At 44.5% G+C, this 26994-nt stretch carries 16 protein-coding genes and 1 tRNA gene; 6 read left to right on the plus strand and 11 right to left on the minus strand.

Annotated features, from left to right (window positions below; all coding sequences use genetic code 11):
* Positions 1-18 precede the first annotated feature (18 nt).
* The 4 genes from PPO43_RS05505 to PPO43_RS05520 form a co-directional block, all read right to left on the minus strand.
* Positions 19-552, minus strand: a complete 534-nt coding sequence (locus PPO43_RS05505) for a DUF3341 domain-containing protein (protein ID WP_272620810.1) — start codon at positions 550-552, stop codon at positions 19-21.
* Positions 553-611: 59 nt separating this feature from the next.
* Positions 612-2027, minus strand: coding sequence for an NrfD/PsrC family molybdoenzyme membrane anchor subunit (gene nrfD, locus PPO43_RS05510; protein ID WP_272620811.1), 1416 nt, complete (start codon positions 2025-2027; stop codon positions 612-614).
* Positions 2028-2070: 43 nt separating this feature from the next.
* Entirely contained in the window at positions 2071-5418 is a 3348-nt protein-coding gene (locus PPO43_RS05515) for a TAT-variant-translocated molybdopterin oxidoreductase (RefSeq protein WP_272620812.1), read from the minus strand.
* A gap of 117 nt (positions 5419-5535) precedes the next feature.
* Positions 5536-6978: a c-type cytochrome gene (locus PPO43_RS05520; RefSeq protein ID WP_272620813.1), complete on the minus strand. Its 1443-nt coding sequence runs from the start codon at positions 6976-6978 to the stop codon at positions 5536-5538.
* Positions 6979-7804: 826 nt separating this feature from the next.
* On the opposite strand from PPO43_RS05520, the gene PPO43_RS05525 reads away from it, so the two are divergent.
* Both PPO43_RS05525 and PPO43_RS05530 read left to right on the plus strand, forming a co-directional pair.
* Complete coding sequence (locus PPO43_RS05525; RefSeq protein ID WP_272620814.1) at positions 7805-9556, plus strand: DUF4836 family protein; 1752 nt, start codon at positions 7805-7807, stop codon at positions 9554-9556.
* Positions 9556-10206: a class I SAM-dependent methyltransferase gene (locus tag PPO43_RS05530; protein WP_272620815.1), complete on the plus strand. Its 651-nt coding sequence runs from the start codon at positions 9556-9558 to the stop codon at positions 10204-10206. Before PPO43_RS05525 ends, PPO43_RS05530 begins: the two co-directional genes overlap by 1 nt.
* 198 nt (positions 10207-10404) lie before the next feature.
* Here the strand turns inward: PPO43_RS05530 and PPO43_RS05535 are convergent, their stop codons facing one another.
* Positions 10405-15450 carry a translocation/assembly module TamB domain-containing protein gene (locus tag PPO43_RS05535; protein ID WP_272620816.1) on the minus strand — a complete coding sequence of 1682 codons (5046 nt, stop codon included), beginning with the start codon at positions 15448-15450 and terminating at the stop codon, positions 10405-10407.
* 1222 nt (positions 15451-16672) lie between these two features.
* Between PPO43_RS05535 and tsaD the strand changes: the two genes are divergently transcribed.
* Positions 16673-17677, plus strand: a complete 1005-nt coding sequence (tsaD, locus tag PPO43_RS05540; RefSeq protein ID WP_272620817.1) for a tRNA (adenosine(37)-N6)-threonylcarbamoyltransferase complex transferase subunit TsaD — start codon at positions 16673-16675, stop codon at positions 17675-17677.
* 45 nt (positions 17678-17722) lie between these two features.
* Here the strand turns inward: tsaD and PPO43_RS05545 are convergent, their stop codons facing one another.
* Both PPO43_RS05545 and PPO43_RS05550 read right to left on the minus strand, forming a co-directional pair.
* The gene (locus PPO43_RS05545; RefSeq protein ID WP_272620818.1) at positions 17723-18463 is read right to left on the minus strand and encodes a dolichyl-phosphate beta-glucosyltransferase; all 741 of its coding nucleotides are present in this window, start codon (positions 18461-18463) and stop codon (positions 17723-17725) included.
* Entirely contained in the window at positions 18436-19227 is a 792-nt protein-coding gene (locus PPO43_RS05550; RefSeq protein WP_272620819.1) for a class I SAM-dependent methyltransferase, read from the minus strand. The genes PPO43_RS05545 and PPO43_RS05550 overlap by 28 nt, the downstream gene beginning before the upstream one ends.
* Positions 19228-19886: 659 nt before the next feature.
* Here PPO43_RS05550 and PPO43_RS05555 point away from each other — a divergent pair.
* Together PPO43_RS05555 and PPO43_RS05560 are read left to right on the plus strand one after the other, a co-directional pair.
* Positions 19887-21737 carry a DNA topoisomerase IV subunit B gene (locus tag PPO43_RS05555; protein ID WP_272620820.1) on the plus strand — a complete coding sequence of 617 codons (1851 nt, stop codon included), beginning with the start codon at positions 19887-19889 and terminating at the stop codon, positions 21735-21737.
* A 90-nt stretch (positions 21738-21827) separates the two neighbouring features.
* A tRNA-Val gene (locus PPO43_RS05560) sits at positions 21828-21902 on the plus strand.
* Between the two features lie 119 nt (positions 21903-22021).
* Here PPO43_RS05560 and PPO43_RS05565 read toward each other — a convergent pair.
* The gene (locus PPO43_RS05565) at positions 22022-22510 is read right to left on the minus strand and encodes a hypothetical protein (protein WP_272620821.1); all 489 of its coding nucleotides are present in this window, start codon (positions 22508-22510) and stop codon (positions 22022-22024) included.
* Positions 22511-22830: 320 nt separating this feature from the next.
* Between PPO43_RS05565 and PPO43_RS05570 the strand changes: the two genes are divergently transcribed.
* On the plus strand, positions 22831-23136 hold the full coding sequence (locus PPO43_RS05570; RefSeq protein WP_272620822.1) for a transposase: 306 nt from the start codon (positions 22831-22833) through the stop codon (positions 23134-23136).
* A gap of 94 nt (positions 23137-23230) precedes the next feature.
* On the opposite strand, the gene PPO43_RS05575 is transcribed toward PPO43_RS05570, so the two are convergent.
* From PPO43_RS05575 to PPO43_RS05585, 3 genes are all read right to left on the minus strand, one after another.
* The gene (locus PPO43_RS05575; protein ID WP_272620823.1) at positions 23231-23722 is read right to left on the minus strand and encodes a hypothetical protein; all 492 of its coding nucleotides are present in this window, start codon (positions 23720-23722) and stop codon (positions 23231-23233) included.
* A gap of 74 nt (positions 23723-23796) precedes the next feature.
* On the minus strand, positions 23797-24651 hold the full coding sequence (locus tag PPO43_RS05580; RefSeq protein WP_272620824.1) for a hypothetical protein: 855 nt from the start codon (positions 24649-24651) through the stop codon (positions 23797-23799).
* Between the two features lie 271 nt (positions 24652-24922).
* Complete coding sequence (locus PPO43_RS05585; protein WP_272620825.1) at positions 24923-26992, minus strand: thioredoxin domain-containing protein; 2070 nt, start codon at positions 26990-26992, stop codon at positions 24923-24925.
* Between the last annotated feature and the right edge of the window lie 2 nt (positions 26993-26994).

Below are 26994 nucleotides of genomic sequence, written 5' to 3' on the forward strand. Positions count from 1 at the left end.
AAGGGTGAGATGAAGTTGTTAGATATTTTTAATCTTGGGTTGCTCGCAAGCGCCAGTGCTAAGGAGTTTAGCTTCTAGTGCTTGACGCTCTTCCTCAGACATATTGGTTACATCAAAGGCGATGCAGAAGTGGTCATCAGTAATACGAGGATCGAGGTAAGGGTTGCTTACGCCAGGGCCCAAGCCACAAACCAAGTAAAAAGTGATCACCATACCGACAGCGGCCATGAGTACAGTAAACTCAAAAGTAATCGGAATAAAAGAAGGGCCAGAGAAGTAAGGTTTACCACCAAAAATGATGGGCCAGTCTCTGGTGAGCGTCCAAGTCATAAATCCAAAGGCGGTCAAAGCACCAAAAAGGCCATAAACAAAACCTGCAATATGCAAGCGCGATTCTTTAAGGCCCAAAACAGGGTCTAGACCGTGTACGGGAAAGGGAGTGAATACATCCCAGATCTCATTTCCCTCTTCACGGATATCTCTAACAGCGTCCATAAGCACTTCTTCATCTGTGTATAGACCGTAGAGGATAGTTTTATTCAACTGTTTCATCAGCTTTATTTTGGTCTGCCCCCTTCGAGGGGGCAGTAGGTCATTCAAAGGTTAAAGGATTAGGCTTCGCTGTTTAGTTCTTCAGCAGTTTCGTGTTGGTGCATGTTTTCACCACAGTACTGATTACCAGAGCTCTTAAGAATAGATTTCACCTCAGCAATTGCTACAACAGGAGCAACACGCATGAAAATGAGGTAAAGAACACCAAAGAGACCAAAAGTGAAAAGGTATACTCCAACCTCTACCCAAGAAGGAGAGTAGTAGCTCCAGCTAGAAGGCAAGAAGTCACGGTGTAGAGTCGTTGCAATAATTACGAAACGCTCAAACCACATCCCGATATTTACTACAATAGAAAGGATGAAAGTAACAAGAACACTTCTACGCATGCTCTTCACCCAGAAAAACTGAGGAGTGATTACGTTACAAGTCATCATAGCGAAGTAAGACCACCAGTAAGGACCTAATGCACGGTTATAGAAAGCAAACTGCTCATAAATATAACCAGAGTACCAAGCAATGAAAAGCTCAGTCAAGTAAGCTACACCTACAATTGAACCAGTCAAAACAATTACTTTGTTCATAGACTCAATGTGCTGAAGTGTGATATAGTCTTTCAGCTGAGGCAAAGCAATTGAGGTAAGGATCATTAGCGTTTGTACCATAGCAAAACCAGAGAAGATCGCACCCGCAACAAAGTAGGGAGGGAAGATCGTAGTGTGCCATCCAGGTACAACAGAAGTAGCAAAGTCAAAAGATACAATGGTGTGTACAGAAAGTACAAGAGGAGTAGCTAGTCCAGAAAGAACCAAGGCCATAGCCTCCCAACGTTGCCAGTGCTTGGCTGAACCAGTCCAACCAAAAGAGGCAAAGTCATAAATACGCTTACGGAAGCCCTTGGCACGGTCGCGAATAGTCGCAAAGTCAGGAATCAATCCCATGTACCAGAACAAAAGCGATACTGTAAAGTATGTAGAGATGGCAAATACATCCCAAAGTAGTGGTGAGTTAAAGTTTACCCACAAAGGACCACGTGTATTAGGATAAGGGAACACGAAGAAGGCCAACCAAATACGTCCCATGTGAATACCAGGGAAGAGGGCCGCACAAATTACGGCGAAAATGGTCATTGCCTCTGCCGCACGGTTTACCCCCGTACGCCACTTCTGGCGGAAAAGCAACAAGATGGCAGAGATAAGCGTACCGGCGTGACCGATACCTACCCACCATACAAAGTTGGTAATATCCCAACCCCAACCTACTGTACGGTTGAGGTACCAGCTACCAATCCCAAACCAGATGGTAACAAACAAGGCCAAACCACCAAAGGCGAGTAGCCCTAAAGCGCCCAACAAGAGCATTACCCATTTACCATTGGGCAACTCCTCCGTTGGAGAACAGATATCCTCAGTAATCTGATGATATGTCTTATTGCCCATTACTAATGGTGGGCGAATATCTGATACAACTGAGCTCATAAGAGTTTGATTTTATGATAATAGACGATTCTTTATTTCAAAATTAAGCGAAGTTCACATCTGTATTCTGAACCTTCATCAAGTAGGTTACAGCTGAACGAACGTTTACTTCTTCTAGGGCAAGGTAACCACGAGCAGACTCCATCCAAGCTAGAACTTGGCTATCTTTGTCATTGCGGTCTCCAAAAGAAATAGCCCCAGTGCCACAAGCCGTTTGGCAAGCTACCTTTGCATCACCGTCCATTAGGCGGCGACCTTCTATTTTCGCTGTCAATTTAGCCTCTTGTAAACGTTGCACACAGAAGCTACACTTCTCAATAACACCTCTTGAGCGAACAGTCACATCAGGATTAAGGACCATACGAGTAAGGTTGTCTGTCATATAAGTGTAGTACTCATCATTCTCCATTCCGCGGTTCATATCTACTTCATTCAAAGCAAATGTATCTGCAGAAGTATAGTCTAACCAATTGAAGCGACGTACTTTATAAGGACAGTTATTTGCGCAATAACGAGTACCAATACAACGGTTGTAAGTCATCTGGTTCAAACCTTCAGAACTGTGGTTGGTCGCAGCTACAGGACAGACGTTCTCACAAGGAGCATTATCACAGTGCTGACACATCATAGGCATGTAAGCCGTATTGGGAGTTTCCTCATCACCGTAGTAGTAACGGTCAATGCGCAACCAAGTCATTTCATGTGCCTTAGATACCTCAAACTTACCTACAACAGGAACGTTATTTTCTGCCATACAAGCTACAGTACAAGCACCACAACCTGTACAAGCATTCAAGTCAATAGCCATAGCCCACCAGTGACCAGTACCATAAACTTCGTTTCTATCAGGGTAAAGTCCCTTTTCGTTCAAATGCTGATAGCTCTTACGCTTAGCGTGTAATTCTTTAAGACCAGATTCAAGATTTTGAGCTGAAGACTGGAAAAATACAGAACGATTAGTCAATGAACCTTGGAAACCTCTATGGCCCAATACCTGCTCATCTACATTAAATGGTTTACCAGTAGATTCATCAACGATGGTTTTTCCACTTTCATCTTTAGTGGTTAAACCATAAGTATGATGCATTTGCACACAAGCAAACTGAGAGTCACGACCTACTTTAGTAGGAGCGCTTACACTAGCAGAGCTATAGGTAAAGTCTTTACATTCAGGGAAAAGGTTTTTACCAACAAGGTTACCCGCTTTTCCAGCTTTTGTTCGACCATATCCCAGTGCAATTGCAATTGTGTTAGGGTGCTGACCAAACTGGCGAATAACAGGCAATTGGTAAGTATTTTCACCAATTTTGATCTCAGCTATATCGCCATCTTTTAGGTTACCATAAGGGGTCGTATAATCATTATCGCCATCCCATTTAATTGGAATTGCAATAAAGTTATCCCAAGTGGTACGCATAACAGGGTCTGGCATCTCTTGTAACCAAGGGTTATTAGCGTATTCTCCAGATCCAAGAGTTACAGTTTCGTAAAAAACGACTTCTAGAGCATCACTACTCTTCTCAGATAAGCCAGATAGAGCAGCTTGAGCAATGCTCAACGCAGCGTTGCTAGCAACAGGAGCTACCTCCTCTTCTACTGTTTCACTAGGAGTAGGTACTGCTGTTACCGTAGTTTCTTTTACTTCTTCTACAGGAGCAGTTGCAGTCGCCTTAATACCAGGAGCTGAGTCAGGATTAGATAGCTTCAACATGCCATCATGCAGTACATTGGTCCAGAAAGAAGCTTTAGTCATAAAGCGGCTCTGAGCAGCAAATAACTCGCTAGTCCAAAAAGCTTTAATGTATTCAAAGTAAGGCTGTTCGCCTTTCATTGCTTTATCGGCCCAAGTCAATAATGTCTGACCTGCAGCACGTGTTTTAAACAAAGGGTTAATTGTGGGTTGTACAAGATAGTACTCTCCTTGTTTTGGGTTAGCATCGCCCCAAGCTTCTAGGTAATGATGATCTGGAGCTACATATTGACAAAGTGATGCAGTTTCATCAAGAGAACGATTGAAAGAAACTGTAAATTTATTAGCATCAGTCAATTGCTTCAAAGCTGTAGCAAACTTAGCAGCCAATGCAGGCAAGTCATAAGCGGGGTTAGCCCCCATTACGATCACCGCATCATAGTTACCTAAGTTATTTACCAAGTTTTTGATGCTAGTATCATTTCCTTTGCGTTGCTTAGAGTAACCACTCCAAATGATAGTTTTTCCATAGGCACCTAGCATCTCATTGATACCATTAACTACTTTTTGGATGTTTACATCATTGATACCGCAAACAACCAAAGCACCTTTTTGAGAAGCTGCAACCAATTTCTCGGCTGTGCTCTTAATAGCTTTGTTTGCTTTAGCCCAGCTAAACTTAGCAGCAGCAGCCCCACCAGAGTTACTAGTCAAGCGAGCAACCTCATTATAAAGTGCTTTTACAGCCATAGCTTGCTCAGAAGGCTTGATCAATACACGATGATCAGCATTAGATCCTGTAACAGACATATGTGCTTCAAATTGAATGTGCACACTCATGTCGTCAGCCACAGTAGATGCAATCTTACCATTTGTTTCTTCAAACTTCTTCATAGAGAAGTTTTGTTTGCGACTTTTGACGTAATCGACAGCATACTCTGTAGGAGAGATCCAAGTCCCTAAGAAGTCACAATCAATACCAACAATACATTTGGCTTGCTCGAAACGGTAGTTAGGAATAGCAGACTTACCATACATCTCCTTATTAGCTTCTAGCAAAGCAGAAGAAGAAAAAGGGTCGTATTGAATGTGCTCAGCACCAGCATAGGTTGCTTTGAAGTCAGCAATAGCACGCTCCAAAGAAGGGCTCAACACCGTGTGAGAAACGATAGCCACTTTAGAAGCAGCAGATAGCGCTTTCTTTGCCTCTTTATCTAGGGCAGTCCAGCTCATTTCTTCGTACTTATCGCCAGCTACTTTTCCAGCAGACTTGATGCGATTTGTATCATATAAATCCAAAACAGAAGCTTGTGTACGAGCACAAGTTCCACCTTGAGTAAAGGCATTTGGATGCCCTTCAATTTTAATTGGACGTCCCTCTCTAGTTTTTACTAAAACAGGAACGCAATCTCCACCATTAAGAAAGGTAGAGGCATAATAGGTAGCCACACCAGGAACAATTTCCTCTGGCTTAACCAAATATGGAATGGCCCGTTTTACGGGAATCTCACAGCTAGCCAATGTAGCTGCACCCAATCCAAAACCTACGTATTTCAAAAAATCACGACGGCTAGGGCCTTCACCCTCCGTCTGCTCTTCCGATGCAGGAAACTCATTTTGCTGTGCTTTGATAAACTCAGCATCTTGGGTCAAATCTTCTACACTAACCCAAACCTTGTTAGTATTCTCCTGTTTGCTCATATCGCTTGAAGATAAAATATGTTGTACGGGATTGCTCCCAGAATTTTGCTAATTAGTATTTACTCAAACAACAGCAGAAAGTTGAGCGCCTGGCCCAACCTCCTGTTGTATCTTATGCTAGTAGTGACACTTCTGACACTCAAGACCGCCGATTTCCTCTACGGTTACGCCGCCTTCTTGAATCTCTTTGTGGTACTCTTCGTACTGCTTGTAGTAATCTGCCTGATAGTAGGCATTTTCATCAAACTTCACCTTGGTCTGACGGTGACAGTTTACACACCATCCCATTGAAAGAGGAGCATGCTGTTTTACTACAGCCATTTCCTCTACTGCACCATGGCAGTCTTGGCAAGCCACTTTACCAGCCGTTACGTGCTGAGAGTGGTTGAAGTAAACATGGTCAGGAAGGTTGTGAATACGAATCCAGCTTACGGGCTTAGTATTTACCAACTCGCTATCATCTTCTAATTTTTTCGTCTCAATGAACTGAGGTACGGCAGCCAATTGCGTCTTAATGTCGCTTTCTGACATCCCTTCATTAGAAGCTTTGAGCCATTTTTCATATACAGCCAAACGCGCTTCCAACTTAACTGTATCGCTAAAGTAAGCGCCATAGTTAGGCGTTTCCATAGAGATGGGGTTAAATCCAGTAGAAGCGTAAATCTTCAAGATTTCTGCAGTTCCATGCTCTGGTCCTTTTTTCACTGCAGTGTGGCAGTTCATACAAGTATTCATAGCAGGAATTACCGCATGCTTAGAGCGACGTGCTCCATCGTGGCAATACTGACAGTCAATACCATTTTTACCAGCATGCAAAGCATGTGAAAACTTAATAGGCTGCTCAGGAGCATAGTTTTGCTGACGACCCAAGTTGATTGCGTTATTTACTGTGAAATAACCACCAAAAAGAACCAAAGCAAAAATCAACAAACGAACAAGCGTAGGATTGAGAATGATTTGCAAGAATGACTTGCTTGCCACAGGCTCTGCTCCAGTTTTCTGTGCAGCCAAGCGGTTCAAGTTGTTGATGTAACGAGCCAAGAAGACCGTGCTCAAAGCCAAAACAATGGCCAAGATGATCAAGATGATTCCCGTGTTAGAGTTATCCTCTTTGGCAGGTCCTTGTGCCTCACCACCTGTAGGAACAGCCTCTACACAGGGAGGAGAATCACAACCAAACTCATATTTGTTTTGGATGAATACCAACATGTCTTGGATGTCGGCATCTGTCAAAGCTGGGAAGGGAGTCATCACTGATCCCCATTTCTTGTACAAGGCAGCAGCATAGCCTTGAGAGGCTGCTGAATTGTCGGCAATTAAGCCTTGAGAGTTCCGAATCCAAGCATATAGCTCTTCTTGCGGAAATTCAGACCAACGGGCCTCCACATCGCCTAGGGCAGGACCAGTCGCATTGTCCTTCATATTGGCGTTGTGACAAGAGGCACAGTTCGCCAAGAATAATTCCTTACCATGCTTGGCATCTTGCGCCTGCGCCCCTAACGAAAGGGCCAAAAACAGGAACGCAAGGGAAAAGTAGCGTACTAAGTTTTGATATATCATTTCTGTCAATTTTTTGTCAAAAAACCGCTTTGTCGCTTTGTGCGCAAATTTACAATGTTGCTTAACATTTCCAAAATGTTTATAAAGAGTACAAGTTATTTAGATCTGGTCTAAACTAGATACGGCATTAAGGTTTTTGTAACTGCCTAAACAGCTACTTTTTATGGGGCTTTTGGCTTATTTCGCACTATTTTCTTTAGGGAAGAGAAATCCCTACTTTTTTAGAAAACTGTCTCACTATAGGCTGTTGAGGCTAAGTTCCTTCTATTTTTTGGGCGACTTTTCGGTGTTCTAGTGAGAATTCTCCTATCCCGTGCTATACCTATTATATAGTAGGCAGCAAAGCTGTTGGTAATCCCTTAAATTAACTGGGGTCAAACCAGCTGAGGTTTTCTAACTTGAGGCCTGCAATTTCTTAAAAAATGCTTAAGACTGCAAGAAAAAAAGAAGGCTTTGTAAACAATTAGAATTAGTCTAATGAACTCATTTGAAAACATCTTAAGGGTTATTGCCAAATAAGGCTAATTTTGCGCTCTTCTTCCGTATTTTTGCCCAGCGCTGGCCTGGCCTAGCGATGTGCAGGGGTGGCCGAAGGCCAGACCGAGGCGGCAAAGCCGCCGAAGGGCCGAGCGAATAGCGAGCCCCGAAACGTAGCGCCGACGAGCAAAGCGAGGCGGAGGCCCCAAAACAGCAGCGAGCTGCGAAACGACAACAAGGTCTTTAGACCGCAGTTCGACGACCAAAGGGAGTAACCGCCGACGAGCAAAGCGAGACGGAGGCCCCTAAACCAACAAAAAATTATTCTTCATTATTTTAATAGCAACCCATGAAAAAAACTATCCTTTTTCTCTTTATCTGTTTGGCTCAATTTAGCTGGGCCCAAAACAGTAAGCTCCTGCAATATATTGAGCAGGATGCCCTCTATACTATCGTTTTGCGTCCTCAAAATTTAGAAAAGAAAGCTGATTGGAGCCAAATCCAAGAGTATCCCGCAATCAAAGAATTTTCTAGAGGAATTGGCCCAGTGCTAGGTGCAGATGATCAAAGCTTCTTTAAGGACCTTTTCCAAAACCCCCAAAAGCTAGGACTAGACCTTAGCCAAAACAGCTATTTGGTAATCGATAGTGAGCTGAATGATGATTATGGTTCAGAAATCAAAGCGAAATTAATCGCTCCCATGGCCGATATCCAAAAGTTTGAAGCTACTTGCCAAGCCCTTTTTAAGGAAGAAGATCTGGCCCAAAAAAGCCAGAAAGATGGCTATAACTGGCTGCAAGCAAATGGATTTAGTATGGCCTGGAACAAAGAGGTCTTGCTGCTCTTTGTTTCTACTCCCGAAAATTTCTTTGCCGAAGAAAGTAAGGAGATAAACGCTATGAAACAGTTTGATATGTTTATGCACACTATTAATGTAAATAGCGGGGAAAGCATCGCCAACCTCAAATCATTTAATGAATGGGAAAAAACCGCTCGCGATATGGGCGCTTGGCTCAACTATGAGCGTTATCTAAACATCTCTATGCAAAATATGGATGAAATACAACAAGCTTTTGGTCGAGAAGCCGCTCAGTTTATGCGCGAACTGACCCCACTCTTGATTAGTATGTATGGCGACTTTTATGCAGGGATGGATCTCTCTCTAGAAAAAGGCCAAATCCTAGCCGAATCTAAATTTTATGGCAATCAGGATTATATTCAACTCTATAGCGATATCTCGAATAGCAAAGCCAATACAAAAGTCCTCAATTACCTCGATGGCCAAAATACAATCTTTTATAGCTATATGCACTTTAGCCCAGAAGGCACTTATGAAGGCCTAAAAAAACTGGCCCATAAGAAAGCAGGTCCTCAAGGCGAAATCGTTGATCGCCTCTTTAAGTTTATGGAGATTTTTATTGATGAAAAAGCAAGCTTCAATTTCCTAAAAGGAGACTTCTTCATCGCCTATAATGGCCTCTCGATGCAAAAGTATATCGATAAGGATTATGTCTACAACGAAGAGAGCGACAATTACGAAATGGTTGAAAGAGAAGTGGAAGAACCCCTCCCCAATTTTGTAGTGGGCGCTTCTTATGGCAACAAAAAAGATATTCTCAACCTAATCGAAATTGTAGAGATTCTAGGCTTTGCCACTAAAATCAAAACCAATAAGTACGAAATTAGCCTGCCCAAAAGCCCTAAGTTCTATTTGGTCCTAGATGGCAATCTGCTCCTCTTTGGTAGCGATAAAGATCGCCTCATTAATGGCAAAAAGTATAAGAAGATGGACAGCAAGCACAAAAAGTACTTGCTCGAAGATATCCAAACTATTTTCTTCTCGCCCGAACATGCACTAGCCTTGGTCGAGCGCATCAATACGCTAAAGCCTAATGCTTTTACTGAACGCGAACTCAAGGAAATAAAGCGCTTTAGTAAAGGCCTTAAAGATATGAGCGTACATACCTATAAGGTTAAACCCAATGATCCTTATATCCGCCAAGAAATGATCTGGGAACTCGAAAACAAAGAAGAAAATGCCCTAAATACCTTTTTCCTCTTTATCAATGAGCTATATCTCTCTACCCAAAAAGGAATGTAATGAGCTTTCGCTGGAAAATTGCGCAGGCGGCCGAAATCCGCTGGTGGCAAAATTATTTGGCTAAGCAGCAACCCAAAGATTATCTGGCTTGGAAAAAAAACTACTGGAGAAATTTCCTCCAAGAGCTCCAAGCCGATTTTCCGCTGCAACTAAAAGGCCCTATCCTAGATGCTGGCGCCGGGCCCGCAGGCATATTCTGCCTGTTGCAAGAGGATTACCCCCTCACCGCCCTCGATCCACTCTTTCCTCAATATGCCGCCAAATTGCCGCATTTTGAGCCCGCCCAATATCCCAATACCCAGTTTGTCCACCAAGCGCTAGAGGATTTTGTGCAACCCGCCCAATTTTCTACCATTTTTTGCCTCAATGCAATCAATCATGTCCAAAATTGGACGCTCTGCCTGCAAAATCTTATCCGCTCTCTGGCCCCCGGTGGCCAATTGATTTTGTCTACGGATGTTCATCGCCACCCCTGGCTCTATCCCATTTTTAAAGCCTTGCCCGGCGATATCCTTCACCCACAACAACATCAACTGCAGCATTATTTGCAAGCCCTTCAGGCCTTTTCTCCCAGCTTTCTGGACCATAAACGCCTGAAACGAGAAGCCATTTTTGATTACGAACTCTTCTTTTTTCAAAAAGAAGACTAAATGATAAAAGCCTCAGCTAGTTCTTAGCTGGGGCTTTCTTTTTTGGGGCCTCCCGCCTGCGGCGGGCGCTACGTTTCAGGGCTCGCAGGTCGCTCGGCCCTTCGCCAGCTAAGCTGGCTCGGTCTGGCCTGACGGCCACCCTTGCACATCGCTAGGCCGCTCAACCTCCTCCTCTGCTTTTCGCGTCCCGCTTCGGCACTAAGAAGGCCCCAATAATGCATCTTCCTTTTTCTTCTTCTTTTTGGCTTTGCGCTCCGCCGTTCTTTTCTGAATATTGCTCTTGATTTCCTGAAACAACTGCTCAAAAGAATCAAATTCTCGATTGTAAGATAAACCCACTCCCGTACGCACTCTTGGACCAAAAAGGCTGGTCTCACTCCGATTGTATACCCGCACCTTGAGGTTGCCCGACTTACTGACCGAGTACTCTACCATAAAGTCCCCCCCTATGTAGTTGCTATTCGAACCATTCAAGTTTTGCTCATTATTAAAGTCTACATTGGTCCCAATACTCACCCGCAATTTATCCTTAAAATAGTATTGATCCAATTGCACATTGAGCTGAGAACCCGCCGTGCTATTATTATCTAATTGGTTTTCCTGCAAACGATAATCAAAGTCAAAATCTACACTAGAAATAACATCCACATCTTCTACCACCTCCGAAAGCAAGCTGTTGATCTGCCGCGAAAACTGCTGCGTGACCAATTCACTCAATGTATTAAAACTAGAAGCAGCAAGATTGACGTTCGCCCCAGAGTTTTCCTCTGGCAAAAACTGATTGAGCGCAATTAAACCAAATACCTGACGATTCAACTTGTTCTCATCCTGCTGTATCGCCCGCAAGGCCAATTTGGCCAGGGTCCCTACTCTTCCCTCTACGGTCTCATTCAACTCCAAACCAAATTTAATGTCCGGCTTCATCAATGAACCCGTCATATACATATTGACCTGAACATCCACAGGCTTGTTGGCCGCCGAACGAGTGGTCGCATTTTGCAATTCTTCCTGATAGGACAATAGAAGGTTGTACAATCTAGAAGATTGCTTGTACTTGGCCTTCATGTTTATATCTGCATTATAAGGATCTCCAGACCAACGAATGGTCCCCCCCTTTTCTACCTCAAATTTCTTATTGATGAGGTTCCGATAAGTAAATAAATAATCCCCCGCCGTAATGGTATACAAACCCCGCAAATCCAATTCTCCCGTTCGACTATAGCGAATCTGTAGGTCGCCCTCTCCCCTACCCTCAATAATATCCCCCGCTTTTTCATCAATGATGATGCGAGCAATACCATCAGGCGTAGCATGTATGTCCATCTCTATATCAATCCCCCCACTAGTCGTTACCGGATCCTCTTGGCTCTGAACAGCATCCGGATGAGCTTGCGCTTTTTTATCTACAAAAGTCAAGAAGTCTACAGCCTGTGTGATTTCTACAGGATCCGTTAATGGCAAGAATAATTTACTCTTCTCATTGTTCCGCCCCTTGTTTGTGGCCGCCTCTACCTTCAAACTCATATTGGTAAATAAACCCGAAAAGCTCGCTATACCCGTACCGTAAACCTTACCATAAAAAGGCATATCACTACCCGGCCCAGTGTTCAAACTGAGGTTATTGTTAAAGACAATATCCATATCTATCCCCCACTTATTGAGCTTTTGATGCGTAATGCCTCCACCCAAATAGCCTGTATTCCCTTCCTGATCGATAATCGGTACCCCACCAGAAATATAATAGACCGCCGCCTCACTAATCCGTATCGGCAAACAACTCGCACAATCGGCATCTCGACCCAATATGCGCAGCCTTGGCCCAAAAAATAATCCCCGATCATTAAGCAATAATTGCCCCTTCGGCATCCGATAACGACTATTCAAAAAGATGACCGATGTCTCCAAATCCTCTATATCCGCCTCCCCAGACAAATGTAAATCCCGTCCACTCCCCCAAATTTTCCCCTGAGCAGATGCCAAACCCCTCGTATTCTCTACAATGCCCGCCATGAAGTATTCTAAAATCCGTCCCTTGGCATTTTTAAGGGCAAAATTCACTTCTATCTCATTCTTTTTGGCCTTATCTGTGGTCGCAAAGGCAGGCAAAAAACTAAAGTCCGCATTGATGCTATCTACCAATGGGCCCCCATGCTCCAAATAGCCCGTTAAAGGACTTTTCAAGCTGTCCGCCTCTATATGCAAATGCAAATCTTTCCAATCATCCCCATTAACCTGAAACTTCTTAAAGTCAAAATCAGCTAATAGGTCCTTCTGCTTGAATACATCCTTGACCCGAATCTCCGCATCCAATTCCCCCTTTAAATCAAAGAGGTTGATGCGCACCAAATCATATAACCAAGCAACATCTATATGGGCCAAGTTGGCTTTCAATCCCTTGTTCCCATAACTCTCCACCGCCAGCCGCTGATAAGCCGCACTATCTTGCAAAACCAAATTAGACACATCTAAGGTCTGCTTCCCAAAGTCAAAACGGATGTAGTTGCTCCCATCTACCTGCCAACTCTTATCCAATAAGGTTAAACCCGAATTATTCAAGCTAGACTGCAAGGCCTTTTCCTCAAAGGTCAAACGACCATTTAACTCTACATCTGAGGCCAATTTGGCCACCTCTGTCACTTGAATATTGTAATCAATCGTATCCCCCTTCCCTCGCAAACGAACCTTAGGCGTAGGCAACTTTGCCGTATCATTGAGCTGCATATACTGCAAACCCGTTTCAATCTCAAAGGTAGTATCTACCCCTCTAGCAAATAAGGTGTTCTCCTGCATCTCAAAGCCCCCCCAACGGAAACGGCCCAATTCCCCATCCATATAAAAGGAATCGGCAGGACTATCATAGTCCAACTGCAAACTCAAACGCTCTACCGCCTCCAATTGCGGATGCAATAACTGCAATATATGATTGGTATCATTAACCCATACTCTCAAATGTACCTCCTGATCAGGCAAACGAAACAAACTAGAGTCTAACTGCATGCTATCTTGTAGCTCCTGCAAAGCCAAAGAATCCTTCGCCTGGGCCAAATTGAAGTTCCGCAAATAGTTGGGATAGTTATTCTGCACAAAAGCATAGAGCGACTTCGGTAAGTTGACCTCATCATAACTGCCCAATAAATCCAACTCCCCAAAAGTACTTCTAAAACGCAAATACCGACTACTGTCTATCTTCTGCCCCAAACTATCCTGGACCAACAATAAACTATCTCCCGCCTGCAACTTGATCTCTGGCAAATAATACTGCCCCCAACTTCTATCTACACCAATATCCTCCAAACTGATGTCCCCAGAGAAGTTCTCCAATTTATCCCCCTCAGTCATGATCTTTATCCGCTCTATCCCCAAACGGAAAGTATCTTCCAATAAATGCGTTTTGTAAAAGTCTATAAGCTGAATCTGCCCAAACAACTCAATCTTAGGCAAACTATCCCGCAAATTAGCCGAACAATATAAATCTAAATCAAAGTTAGGATCCTTGGAGGCCAATAAACCCGCAAAAGCATAAGGCTCTAACATCCCCTCTACACGGACGGTATCATAGGAGTAGTTGTTGTAAACCAATCTATTGATGTTGGCCTTATGGATCTTGGCATCCATGCTGTTCAAGCTGGTCCCCTTGCCCTCCAAATCAAAATCCGCATCCAAGGCCGTGAGCTTGGGGATCCCAATCAAACTACCCAAATTGAAGTTTCTAAACTGCAGCTCTCCATCATAGCTCGCCCGCTCCAAACCCGCCGACATATTCATTTTTAATGCCGCATTGAGCTGCCCCAAACTACTCATCAACTGCCCATCCGCTACAAAGGCCCCATTAAAGTTGCCCTCGTAATTTCCCTGAAAACTCAATTCCTGCAACTGCCGCATGTTCTGCGGCAAGGGCAAGAAAGAAAATATAGCAAAGATGTCATCTGTATGCGTCTGCAAATCCGCCGGCTGCATCCGCATGAATTGCTCAAAGGGCTTGAACTCTAACTGCCCCTCAAAATGCGTTTGCTCTATATCCAAATTGGCATTGCGCACAAAGAAATGCTCTACCGGCCCCTCAAAATCAAAATCTCCCTGAACCCAACGCCCTTTGTTCTCCTCAAACAAAGGAATATTATAAAGCGTAGGCGCAAAAGTCATCACATCCCGCAACAAAACTACCGCATTCCGCCCCTTGGCCCGCATATCTACCTGATGCACAAAGTCATAAAATGCAGGAAACTCAGGATAATGAAAGATTAACTCATGCCCCAATACCGAATTCGGCGTCTGCAATTTAAAGTTCTTCAAATGCGATCCAGTCGGACAAACCATCAACTCCCCCCGCAAACTATCGACCTGAAACCCTCGAGCCTCCTTGGCCGATAACTGCAAGACCTGCGCCTGCAAACTATCATTGCGCAAACTCAAATCATCCAAAAAGAAGTTGGCCGGATCTACCTGCAAATCAGAAAAATCTAAGGGCAAGTCTGGCCGCACCCCTATCCGCTCATTCAATAAACTAAACTCAAAATTACTCAAGCGCAATTTATCCGCATAAACGGTCCACTTTCGCGCAACATAACTAGAACTGTCATTAGGATTAGGATCCGCAGGCATCGGACTCCCCTCAAAAATGCGAATGTCCACCTTGGCCGCATCCAAAAAAAGCGAATCACAATCTACATACTGCGTAATCAAATCACTATTCTGCGCATACAAACGCCCCACAGGCGCAAATACTTTTACAGAACTGCCCGCTATCTCATCTAGCATATGAAAGTCTATGCTGTCCAATTGCACTTTCTGTATATCTAAAGCAATCGGCGGCTTGCGCTTTTTCTTTTTCTTCTTCTTATCCCCAGCCAAATAATATAGAATGAACTGCAAATTATACTGCCGCTCCCCTTTTGGCCGATGATAGTAAAACTGCCCCTTGGCCAAATGAACCTCCTCAATAATCAAACGCCGACGCACTAAGGCCGAAAGATCCAAATAAGCATCCAAACGCTGCGCAAATAACAAGGTATCCCCCTGCTGATCCTCTACGTAAAAATCCCGAAAATGCGCCTCATTAAATAATTGAATGTCTATGGTCCCAATCTCTACCCGACAATCCAATTCCTCCGATAAATAATCCGCCATCCAATCCGCTAAAGCATTCTGTACCGCCGGAATCTTAAATAACATCCAAAGCAAGAATACCAAAATGACGGTCCCATTCACTAGACGACTGCCTAATGTCCACAGCTTTTTTAGCAAAGCACGCCAGGCTGGCGCCACTGCTACCGGAGAGGGCTGTACCTGCGGTGTATCGGGATTCCGTTGGGATTTTGCGATGGCTAACTAAATTTTCTGCAAATATAACGTCTATGTAGGGAAATATAGATTTCAGCTCTACAAAAGTCTCCCCTCAGACTGAGATGTATACCTTTTATACGTAGACAGATTAAACTCAGCATAGTTTGATGTTTCCCCTTAAGTTTTTTTTAGTTTTTTTTGGGCTGCCCCGCCCTGTGGGCGGGTCGGGCTGTTTCGCAGCTCGCTATTCGCTCGGCCCTTCACAAAAAAGCGCAGCTTTTTTGCTCGGTCTGGCCCTGCGGGCCACTGCTGTCCATCCCTCAGCCATGGAGCCCATCAACAAAGCTAAGCTATTCTCTCCCCCCGATGCGATCGGAAACTCCCCCTGCACACAACTATTTTATTTCCTCCCCTCTCCCCTTTTCCACCAATGCTTTTCCTGCCGTTCATCTCCCCCTCCCCATAAATAAAGCCCTCTATCCATCAGATCTATACAGAAGATCCTCAAGCATCCAGCTCAGGGGATTTCCCCATGGCAATCGAAGGTGGCAAATTAGCGTGGGGAAATTCCCCATGGCATTTGGATTTTTCCGATTAACGTGGGATAGCTGTATAAGGCCCTATCTTTTTTTTCTGGACCGACCCTACGAGAGATTAGCTAGGCTCGCTTAAAAACAACATATTGAAAACCCTTGTATTCTTGGGCCAAGAATCCTGCAGCCTAAAGGCCGCAGGGCCATAGCTGTAGGTTGAAACCTACAGCCAATTAACGAATGCATTTTAATATAGTATGCAGGGTTAAAACCCTCCATAAACAAATATCTTATAGGTTACCTCAATCATAAATGCAGCAATTCTGAGGGCCGTTAAAAGCTGTGGAGGGTTTCAACCCTCCACGCTATGGATCTAGGCTATTTTTTGTTGTCTGGCTGCGGGTTTCAACCCGCAGGTCTATATATCCATCCTACAGGCCCGAAGGGCCGCAGGCCTAGCGATGTGCAGCAGTGGCCGAAGGCCAGACCCAGCAAAAAACTTGTTTTTTTGCGCAGGGCCGAGCGATCAGCGAGCTGCGCAACGTAGCGCCGACGACCAAAGGGAGGCGGAGGCCCCAAAAAAGCAAGAAAGCCTAACAGAATCCCTTAAAGTTTTTAATTTTGCGGCAGATCATAAAAAATAGGCGCGCATGTCACTACCATATATCTTAGCTATTGAATCATCTTGCGATGATACGGCCGCGGCTGTATTGCAGGGCCCCAAAGTGCTTTCTAATTGTAGAGCCAGCCAGACGGTGCATGAGGCTTATGGGGGCGTGGTGCCTGAATTAGCCTCTAGGGCGCATCAGGCGCATATTGTTCCTGTTGTGCAGGCGGCTTTGAAAGAGGCGGGCATTGTTCAGAAACAGCTAGCGGCGGTGGCCTTTACTCGGGGGCCAGGCCTGATGGGGGCTCTTTTGGTGGGGGTTTCTTTTGCCAAGGGCTTGGCTTTGGCCCTAGACATTCCGTTGATTGCCGTCAATCATGTTCAGGCCCATGTGATGGCCCATTTGATTGATGCGCCCCAGCCTAAATTTCCTTTTTTGTGTTTGACCGTATCGGGGGGGCATACTCAGATTGTAGAAGTTCGAGCGCCCTTAGAGATGAACATTTTGGGCGAAAGCATTGATGATGCGGCTGGTGAAGCCTTTGATAAGATTGGGAAAATCTTGGGTTTGGGTTATCCTGCGGGGCCAAAAATAGATCAATTGGCCAAAGAGGGGCAGGCGATTTATCAGTTTACGGAGCCTCGGGTAGAGGGCCTAAACTTTAGCTTTAGTGGGCTCAAGACCAATGTTTTGCAGTTCATTCAGAAGCAGTTGAGAGAAAACCCGCAGTTTTTGGAAGAAGAGCGAGTGAATTTGGTCGCTTCGGTTCAAGAGCGGATTGTCAGCATCTTGATGAATAAATTGAAAAAGGCGGTCAAGCAAACCGGCATCAAAGAAATAGCGATTGCGGGGGGCGTATCGGCCAATTCGGCCTTGCGTCAGGCCCTAGCCGAGACCGGCAAAAAGAAGGGTTGGGCCACCTATATACCCGATTTTCAGTATTGCACCGATAATGCGGGCATGATTGGGATTACCGCCTATTATCAGTATTTGGCGGGCGATTTTGTACAGCAGGATACCGTCCCTTTGGCTCGCTGGAGCTATTAGGGCCAAAAGAAAAAAGGCTGTTGGAGCAAGTCCAACAGCCTTTTACTATTTAAAGTAATGTCTGTAAATTCGGAAGAGCTCCCAGGGAGCCTTAATAAAGGTCGTTGCTTTAATCTTAGAGCCTCCGACCTCTCGCCAGCTTTTGAGTGGCAATTCATAGGCGAGTTCATCAATAGGTAGATTGGGGCCGCGTTTAATCAGGCGGGCAAAAAGTTCTACATCAAAGAACCAGGCAGAAATAAAGAGGTCTTCAAAAAGCGTTTCTACGGCTTGGCGGCGAAACAACTTAGCGCCGCATTGGCTATCATAGATCGAGATGCCGAGCAAGATAGAAACCACGGTAGCGAAAATGCGGCCTAGATAGTGGCGCATTGGTTTTCGGTCGATCGTGCTACCCAATCGGCGCACCCTAGAGCCTGCGGCAATCCAACGGTTTGGGCCTCTTTCGAGCCCTAGGGCTAGGCATTCAATTTCGGCTAAGGGTGTGGCTAAATCGGCATCAAAAAAGCCAATATATTCAGCTTCAGAAAGCGTTAGGGCCTCTAGCATCCCTTGGCGGACGGCCTCGGCTTTACCGCTATTTTTGGGCAAGTCTAAAGCTAGAGCTCGCTCTTGTTCCTCGGCAAAAGCCGAGAGTAGCGACCAGGTAGTATCTTGGCTGCCATCATTGACAAAAAGAAACTCCAGATTGGGCCATTTCATCAAACTTTGTCGAAACTCTTCCAAGGCCAGACGTTCGGCCTCGTTATAACAAGGCACTACAATGAGGCAGCTTTTGGGGAGCATATCACATAATTTGAGAGGCCAGGTAACTTAAGGCCCATACTTTTGAAAAACTGACCAAAGCGATAATCGGTCAACAAAACATTCTTAATCAGTTGGGTTTTAAAATTACCTGCGGACCACTCGACTAGGCCAGTGGTATCCTTCAATTCGCCTTTTTGTTCTTGCTTTTTCTCCTTCCAAACCTGCAATTGGCGGGGCAAGAGCAGCGAGCTAAAAAAGTAGCCAATATCATGCACCTCTAGGCCCACTTTTTCCACGGTTTCGCGCAAACTTTGGTTATCGTATCTTCTGTAATGCAGCAAATAGCGGTCGTGTGAGCAAAAGAGCGATTGGAAAGCGGGGACCGTAATAAAGAAATAGGTCTTCTCATTGATAGCGGGAAAGCTTTGGAGCCATTCCAAAAAGCCCAGATCATCTTCAATATGTTCAATCACGTCCATTAGGTAAATCAAATCTACCTGCTCCACACCCTGAATATCATCCACGGCCTTAAAAATTTCTACATTGGGTTGCGACATTTCTGCCCGATAATGGGCCAGTAATTCCTCTGTAAAGGCAATATCGATGGCTTTGAGTTCTGATTGAGGCAACTCTCCCGCCAAGCGCTCTACAAAATAAGTATCGCCGCAGCCTACGTCCCAAATTTGCTTGGGCATTTTTCCCTTAAAGGTCTTTTTGAGCAAAGAACGCATGACCTCATAGCGGGCCAACTCCCAAGGGTGGCGCTGTTCGCTCTTCTTTGATTTCGATTCGATTAAATCCACGAAAGAAAACTTTATAGATAAAGATAAATGATAACGTAAATTAGCAAGACCTTCAGAGACTTAACTAATGGGGACTAAAAAAAACCTTAAGACTTCCATAAAATGGGGAAAACAGGACTCTTTACTAATTCTAAATCTAAGATAAGAAACTTTATATAACTCTAATTATTTTTTGCCGCTTTAAGCGAAGCTATACCTTTTTGTTTTAATTTGGAGTTGAAAATTACAATTATTTTTTTTATTTTTTGGGGCTGCCCCGCCCTGCGGGCGGGTCGGGCTGTGTCGCAGCTCGCTATTCGCTCGGCCCTGCAGGCAGGCTTTGCCTGCCTTGGGTCTGGCCCTTCGGGCCACTGCTGTCTATCCCTCAGCCAAAAAAACTGGGGATTCCCCCACTGAAAATAGGGGCCTCGCTTCGCGAGCGGCTAGAAAGCAGGGGGCAAATGCTCCGGCGGTTAAGAATGCTAGCAAATAGCCTCTTTGTCTATGCCGAGCGGCTAAAATCAACTGTCTAGACCAGATCGCCAACTGCCTCTTTGGGCAGGGGAAGCAATCTGACTGAGCCCCAGGGAAGAAAGGCCTTCAAACAAGCCTGAAGAGGAAAGCAAAAAAAGCCTGCAAAACTCGGGGAAGAATTTTAATTTTGTGGAAATTATCAGAAAATGGCAAAGCAAGTACAATATGATGAACAGGCGATCCGCTCCTTAGATTGGAAGGAGCACATTCGGATGCGGCCTGGTATGTATATCGGTAAATTGGGCAATGGAAATAGCCCAGACGATGGAATATATGTATTGGTCAAAGAGGTTTTAGATAACTCTTTGGATGAGTTCATGATGGGGGCCGGAAAGAAGATTGAGGTCAAAGTCATGGGCGACGGTCGGGTCTCTATTCGCGATTATGGTCGGGGGATTCCCTTGGGCAAAGTGGTGGATTGTGTCTCGAAAATCAATACGGGGGGAAAATATGACTCTCGGGTTTTCCAGAAATCTGTAGGTCTTAATGGTGTGGGGACCAAGGCGGTAAATGCCTTATCTTCTTACTTTAAGGTGCAAGCTTTTCGGGAAGGTCGGACCAAAATTGCGGAATTTGCCACAGGAGAGCTGACCAAAGAATGGGAAGAGAACACAGAAGAGCCCAATGGCACTTATGTGGAATTTGTACCTGATGGAAATATCTTCAAGCAGTATAAGTTCAACTTAGAATATATTGAGGACCGCATTTGGGATTATGTTTATCTCAATCGCGGCTTGAGCATTTACTTGAATGGGCAGCGCTATTATTCTAAAAATGGTCTATTCGACCTCTTGAGTAATCGGGTGGATGTAGAGAAACTGCGTTACCCTATTGTACATCTTATGGGGGAAGATATCGAGATTGCTTTTTCTCATGGAAACAACTATGGAGAGCAATACGTGAGTTTTGTGAATGGGCAAAACACTACACAGGGCGGAACGCATTTGAATGCTTTTCGCACGGCCCTAGTCAAAACGGTTCGTGATTTTTATGGCAAAAACTATGATGCTACGGACATTCGGACGGCTGTTGTGGCTGCCGTATCGGTCCGAGTAATGGAGCCTGTTTTTGAATCGCAGACCAAGACCAAATTGGGGTCTACGCATGTGGGACCAGATGGCCCATCTATGAACAGCTTTGTTGGAGAGTTTTTGCGACATGAGTTAGACAACTATCTGCATAAGAATCCAGAGGTGGCCAAAGCCTTGCAAAAGCGCATCATGCAATCGGAGCGGGAGCGCAAAGAGATTGCAGGCATTCGAAAATTGGCGAATAGCAAAGCGAAAAAGGCCAGTTTACACAACAAAAAGCTGCGGGATTGTCGCGCGCATTACAATAGCAAGCACAAGCGGGCGCAAGACAGCATGATCTTCATTACCGAGGGGGACTCGGCTAGTGGGTCCATTACCAAATCTAGAGATGTGCAGACCCAGGCAGTTTTCTCTTTGCGAGGAAAGCCATTGAACTGTTATCGCTTGACCAAGAAGGTGGTCTATCAGAATGATGAGTTCAACTTATTGCAGCATGCCTTAAACATTGAGGATGGTTTGGATGAATTGCGCTACAACAAGGTTATCATTGCCACCGATGCCGATGTGGATGGCATGCACATTCGTTTGTTGTTATTGACCTTCTTCTTGCAGTTTTTCCCGGAGTTGGTCTCTAATGGGCACCTTTACATCTTGGAGACGCCCCTATTTCGGGTCCGCAACAAGAAAAAGACCTTCTATTGTTATTCGGAAGAAGAAAAGCAGGAGGCCATGAAGAAATTGGGCCGAGATGTAGAGGTCACTCGATTTAAGGGATTGGGAGAAATCTCGCCGGATGAGTTCAAGCAATTCATTGGGGATGACATTCGCTTAGAGCCTGTGCGTTTATCTGCTTCTACGGACCTAGATGATTTGCTGGGTTATTATATGGGGAAAAACAGCCCTCAACGTCAGCGCTTTATCATTGACAACCTTCGGTTGGAGCTAGACGCCCTAGCGGAAAGCTAAAAAAACAGAAAAAAAGCAGGTTCAACTTTTGGAAAAAAGCGGGACCTGCTTTACATTTGTGTCCGCTCAAAGTACAGAGCGAATATATATCGGGGCGTAGCTCAGTTGGTTTAGAGCACTACCTTGACAGGGTAGGGGTCACTGGTTCGAATCCAGTCGTCTCGACGGTGGAAGAAAAAAAGCAGATGCGAGAGCATCTGCTTTTTTTTGTGTGTGGGGCGGGGGAGTTATTTAGCTCGTTTATATCTATAAATAAAACGTCTATCTTGTACATCACCCCTCCCCTACCAACAGAACTTACACCTTCTTCTCCCTAAGGCTCTGGCTCTAGCTTCTGAGACTCGGCTGATGCCGTGAGTACAGCGATTGAGACCACGACAATATCCTTTATGGTAAGTATAAGCACTTTTGCTATTACAGATGAGGTAATTGCCGCTAGTTTCCTTTTGGCTGAGGAGTTTAGACAGGGAAAGAACCTCTCCATTTTGAGCAAAGTACATTTTTTTGGCAGAAAGTTTGGCCCTAAAAGGCTTTCCATTTATTGTGGTTCCTTGCAGATAAAAGATGTACCCACAACTCGCATCAATTTGATAATTGATTTCATCATCTAGAAAAACCTCTACAAATCCAGCTTCTTCGAGCCAGAGGAACTGTGGATATTCTTCTAGCAGGGCTAATAGTTCTTCTGCTTTACTTTGGCTAAAGCAATCTTGGGCAGAAAGTGGTGCTAGGCTACTGATAAACAGTAGTAATAAGGTAAAAAGTAGTCTCATTTAGGCAAATTTGGGATTTAAGCTATTTAATAGAATAAATTTACGCGATCTATAATCGTCTAGGTTGTTTTTGGCCTCAATACAATTTAAGCTAGCAGTTAAAAAGGAGCGCAGCGACTCGGCTGAGGGATGGAAAGGGGGGCGGCGAAGCCGCAGACCCAGCAAAATGAGCATAGCGAAATTTTGCGCAGGGCCGAGCAGACCTGCGAGCCCCGACACAGCCCGACCCGCCCGCAGGGCGGGGCAGCCCCAAAAAAGAAAAAAACAGAGAATTGTTGCTAAGTTCTTAGCTTTGTTGCAGACAGAAAAATAGCAATGAGATGACCCAATTTTTTAGAGAACAAAAAATGCAAGCTTTGGCTGAGCGGGAAGCTGGTCTTAGTTTGAATGAGATTTGCCAAAAGTATCGGATTAGTCGAAAGACTTTTTTGAAATGGAAGGAAGAAGAGCGAATGGCGAATTTGGAGCGAGTGCCCAAGGCGGATTATGATGCTTTATTGGCCCAGCATCAGGCCCTTCATCAGCAATATCGGGAGCTGAAAGAGAAGGTGGCCATTGCTAGTGCTCAATTGCAAGCGCGTAGAGATTTGTTGGCGCGTTTGCTGCCTAGAGAGGAAGAGCAGTAATTATTTTGGCCAATTTAAAACAGAAAAAGCCCGCTCAGTGTACTGAACGGGCTTTATATTTTAGCTAATTCGCTTCTTTTGAAAGAAGGTCGGCTTAGCGACGATCGTAGCTGAAGTCTTGGATTACAGTAGCTCCTTCAAAAACTGATACAGTTAGGTAAGTTCCGTTATAGTAGAACTCAGCGCTTTCAGTATCGCCAGCACCGTCGATGTAGTTAGCACGGAACTCTGGGGGATAAATGCGTACAGTACCACCATTTTTAGGTGCTTTTACTTTCACAGAGTAAGTACCATTTGCTCCTACTTCAGCTGGAACATACATGTAGTCAGTAGAAGCGCTGTTCAAAACAGAAACTTCAGGAAATTGATTGGGATCAACGCGAACAAGAAGCTGTGTTCCTGCAGGAGCATATTCAATTGAGTTAGGAAGAGTATCATTCAAATCAGCATAAACGATACCAGAAATAGTAGCCTCACCTGCATTTTCCATTACAGTTACTGCTTGAGGATCATCAACTTTTTTACAAGAAGTGATAGAGAAGGCAAATACAGCCAAGATGAAAGTTACAACTGCTAGATTTTTCATAGCTTATATAATTAAGTGGTAATTATTAAAATAAGAATATAAAAGGGAAAATATAAAATGAACAGAAGTTCAGATTAGAAGTGGAACATCAAGTTGATAGATCCTCCGTAGTTGGCAGTGTTGATACCGAAGTTAGTCAAAGTACCAGCGTTTACATCAGTAATTTCAACAACCTCCTGAGTAGCAGGGTTAAATTCTTCTGAAACTACCTGTGAACGGTTAGTGCCTGTGTAAGCAATACCTAGGTAAAACTCAGCACCCAAAGAGATTTGGGGAGCAACGAAGTACTCAACACCAGCAAAACCACGAGCTCCAATAGAGAAGCTGTTAGCACCTCTTGCAGAAACTTCACGGCTAGTCGCACGGCTGCTATTACCTGAGTTAAAGTTAGTTGTAGTAGTAGGGTTTTGATTATCTACAGTGATTTCGTTACCATAAGTACGAGTGTAACCAGAAGTGCTCATACCGATATTCGCTTCAGCACCGTAAACACCTACGATACGGCCTTTGCTGCGGCGCCATTCTAGACCACCACCCAATTCTACAGTGAAAGTGTTAGACACCTGCTCATCTTCTACCTCGATGTTGGTCTGATTTTGACCGTCCATCATTACGCGGTTTACTTGTTGAACAGTGTTTTGGTTTAGGCGAAGGCGACCACGGATAGCTTGGCTTTCCGAAAGGAAATACTTACCGTACAACTGCAAGCCAGAGTTGTTGTCTACATAAGTAGCAGACAGGTTGTTGTTGCTTGTGTTGTTGAAGAAGTCACCGACATAACCCAAGAAGGGGGCAGCATCAAAGCCAATAGCAAACTGGCCTGCTTCGGGCATTACGTCTAGACCATTCTTGCTGGTTACTTGTTCTACCTGAGCGTTAGCTACAGCTGCGAACAAAACCGCCATCAAAAAAATCGTCAGTTTTTTCATAATGAAAATTAAGGTTTAAAAATGAACAATTGAATATTAGGGAAAATATCCAACTGCATTAGTAAATATCTGGATTGCTCTTAAAGAGGGCTCGTCCTCCTCTTTTTAAAATTCTTAAGAGCGCCATGAATTACAGTGCAAATGTAGGGGCCTTCACCCCATAAAAGCAAGTCTTTTCCGTTTTTTTTACATTTTTTTAACAATCATTCAAAAAACGCTAGTTATTAACTAGTTAGACCACTATTTTTTGGGTAAAAAACAGGTCTTTAGTTTATTTATTTTTGATCTTAGTCCAAGCTTCTTCCCAGCTTTCTACTGGTAATTGGCAGGTGTAGTTTTCACAGATGAATATTTTGCTGTTTTCATTTGTTTGTTCTCTGCCCAAAAGTAGAGGTAGGGAAGATTGCTTTAGCGTAGCGGCATAGACCAATTCTGGGCCAAAGCGACTTTGCATTTCCGCCGCCCAATTAGCAAACTCTGGGCCAACTATCGCAACTTCTTTGGTCGGGTATAAAATCTTAAATAAAAAATTGGCCCAACGTCCAAAAGACTGTGGATACTTCCGAATACTTTTGCGCATACTTGCGGCCATTTGAGCCGCTCGTTCTCGATATTCTGCCTTATCGAGTAAGATACCGAGTTGTTCTAAATTATGCATTAGGCTAGAATTCCCTGAAGGTGTGGCGCTATCATAGAGATCTTTTTTGCGGTACAAAATGTCAGTCTGTTGGGCAGAACTGTAGTAAAAGAGTCCCGCCTCTGCTGAATAGTCTGCTATACAGGCTTGCATCAATTGATCAGCCCGCTCTAAATGGCCCTCATCAAAACTGACTTCATAGGCCAAAAGATGGGCCTCTATCAAAAAGGCATAGTCATCGGAAAAGGCTAGCTGAGGAGCAATGCGGTCTCCTGCGTAACTATGTAATAATTGCCCTTTTTCATTTTGCAGGCGCTTTTCTATTTGCTCCAAAATGCAAAAAGCAGCCTTTTTATATTCTGCTAATCGAATAGCCTGAAAGGCTTTTAGTAAGGCTGTGGCCAAAAGGGCATTCCAAGAGAGGATAATCTTTTCATCACGGCCAGGACGAATGCGCTTTGCCCTAAGGGCCAATAGATGTTCCTTAATTTTGCTTAATTCTAGACTCAATTCTTCGGGATCGAGCCCTCTACTTTGGGCAAAACCAGCCAAACTTTGTGGACGGCGCAAAATGTTTTTGCCCTCCCAGTTTCCTGCGGGGGAAGCATCATAAAAGTCCAAAAAGATTTGCTTCCAAGGCTGTGGCCAATTGGCTAGGCTGCTTTTTAGCTCTTCCCATTCCCAAACATAAAACTTTCCTTCCACTCCTTCCGAATCGGCATCTAGGGCCGAGTAATAGGTCCCTTCAGGGCTTTGCATTTCTCTTTGCAACCAGTTCCAGCTTTCAGCTATAGTCTCTGCATAAAGCGGCTTTTTGGTCAGTTTATAAGTATCTGCCAATAAGCCAATGAGCAAGGCATTATCATAGAGCATTTTTTCAAAATGCGGAATTTTCCAATAGCGATCTACGGTATAGCGAGCGAAACCAGCTCCCAGTTGGTCATAAATTCCTCCATAAATCATAGCATCCAAAGAAAACTGTAGATGCTGCATTGATTTTTGGTCCTTTTCATAATGATAGCTATTTAAGAGGTAGCGCAGCGACATTACAGAGGGGAACTTGGGCGAATGCCCAAAACCACCTGCTTGCTCATCAAAATTATCGGCTAGCTGCTCCAAACAATGGGCCCAGTCTTCGGGCTTAAAAGGCGATTCGCCATTTTGGCCAAAATCAATGCCTTCAGTCATTTTTTGCTCTCCTTTTTCTAAGAAGTTGTAGAGTTTATCGGCCTGTTCGATGATGCTTTGTGGTTGTTCTTTCCAAACCTTACTCAGGTTGCTGAGCACTTCCATCCAAGAGTTTCGGTTTTGCATTCGGCGAGGGGGAAAGTAGGTGCCGCCAAAGAAGGGGCGGCCATTGGGCAGCAAAAAGCAGTTGAGGGGCCAGCCGCCTTGTCCGCCGGTCACTAATTGAACGGCTTCCATGTATATATGGTCCAAATCGGGCCGCTCTTCTCGGTCCACTTTGATATTGACAAAATGCTGGTTCATGAACTCCCCTACCCTAGGGTCTTCAAAAGATTCTCTTTCCATTACATGACACCAATGACAGGTAGAATAGCCGATGCTGACTAGGATCATTTTGTTTTCGGCCTTGGCTTTGGCTAGGGCTTCTTTGCCCCAGGGATACCAGTCTACGGGATTGTGGGCGTGTTGCTGCAAATAGGGGCTGCTTTCTTGTTGGAGTCGGTTGCTGTATTTCATTT

It is taken from the genome of Saprospira sp. CCB-QB6, from assembly GCF_028464065.1.
Lineage (GTDB): Bacteria > Bacteroidota > Bacteroidia > Chitinophagales > Saprospiraceae > Saprospira.

What these genes read in the sequence shown, in the direction of transcription:
- PPO43_RS05555 (WP_272620820.1), top strand. Translation starts at nt 19,887, where the DNA reads ATGGCAAAGCAAGTACAATATGATGAACAGGCGATCCGCTCCTTAGAT.
- PPO43_RS05580 (WP_272620824.1), bottom strand. Translation starts at nt 24,651, where the DNA reads ATGAAAAAACTGACGATTTTTTTGATGGCGGTTTTGTTCGCAGCTGTA.
- PPO43_RS05525 (WP_272620814.1), top strand. Translation starts at nt 7,805, where the DNA reads ATGAAAAAAACTATCCTTTTTCTCTTTATCTGTTTGGCTCAATTTAGC.
- PPO43_RS05570 (WP_272620822.1), top strand. Translation starts at nt 22,831, where the DNA reads ATGACCCAATTTTTTAGAGAACAAAAAATGCAAGCTTTGGCTGAGCGG.
- PPO43_RS05545 (WP_272620818.1), bottom strand. Translation starts at nt 18,463, where the DNA reads ATGCTCCCCAAAAGCTGCCTCATTGTAGTGCCTTGTTATAACGAGGCC.
- tsaD (WP_272620817.1), top strand. Translation starts at nt 16,673, where the DNA reads ATGTCACTACCATATATCTTAGCTATTGAATCATCTTGCGATGATACG.
- PPO43_RS05505 (WP_272620810.1), bottom strand. Translation starts at nt 552, where the DNA reads ATGAAACAGTTGAATAAAACTATCCTCTACGGTCTATACACAGATGAA.
- PPO43_RS05530 (WP_272620815.1), top strand. Translation starts at nt 9,556, where the DNA reads ATGAGCTTTCGCTGGAAAATTGCGCAGGCGGCCGAAATCCGCTGGTGG.
- PPO43_RS05575 (WP_272620823.1), bottom strand. Translation starts at nt 23,722, where the DNA reads ATGAAAAATCTAGCAGTTGTAACTTTCATCTTGGCTGTATTTGCCTTC.
- PPO43_RS05585 (WP_272620825.1), bottom strand. Translation starts at nt 26,992, where the DNA reads ATGAAATACAGCAACCGACTCCAACAAGAAAGCAGCCCCTATTTGCAG.
- nrfD (WP_272620811.1), bottom strand. Translation starts at nt 2,027, where the DNA reads ATGAGCTCAGTTGTATCAGATATTCGCCCACCATTAGTAATGGGCAAT.
- PPO43_RS05565 (WP_272620821.1), bottom strand. Translation starts at nt 22,510, where the DNA reads ATGAGACTACTTTTTACCTTATTACTACTGTTTATCAGTAGCCTAGCA.
- PPO43_RS05515 (WP_272620812.1), bottom strand. Translation starts at nt 5,418, where the DNA reads ATGAGCAAACAGGAGAATACTAACAAGGTTTGGGTTAGTGTAGAAGAT.
- PPO43_RS05520 (WP_272620813.1), bottom strand. Translation starts at nt 6,978, where the DNA reads ATGATATATCAAAACTTAGTACGCTACTTTTCCCTTGCGTTCCTGTTT.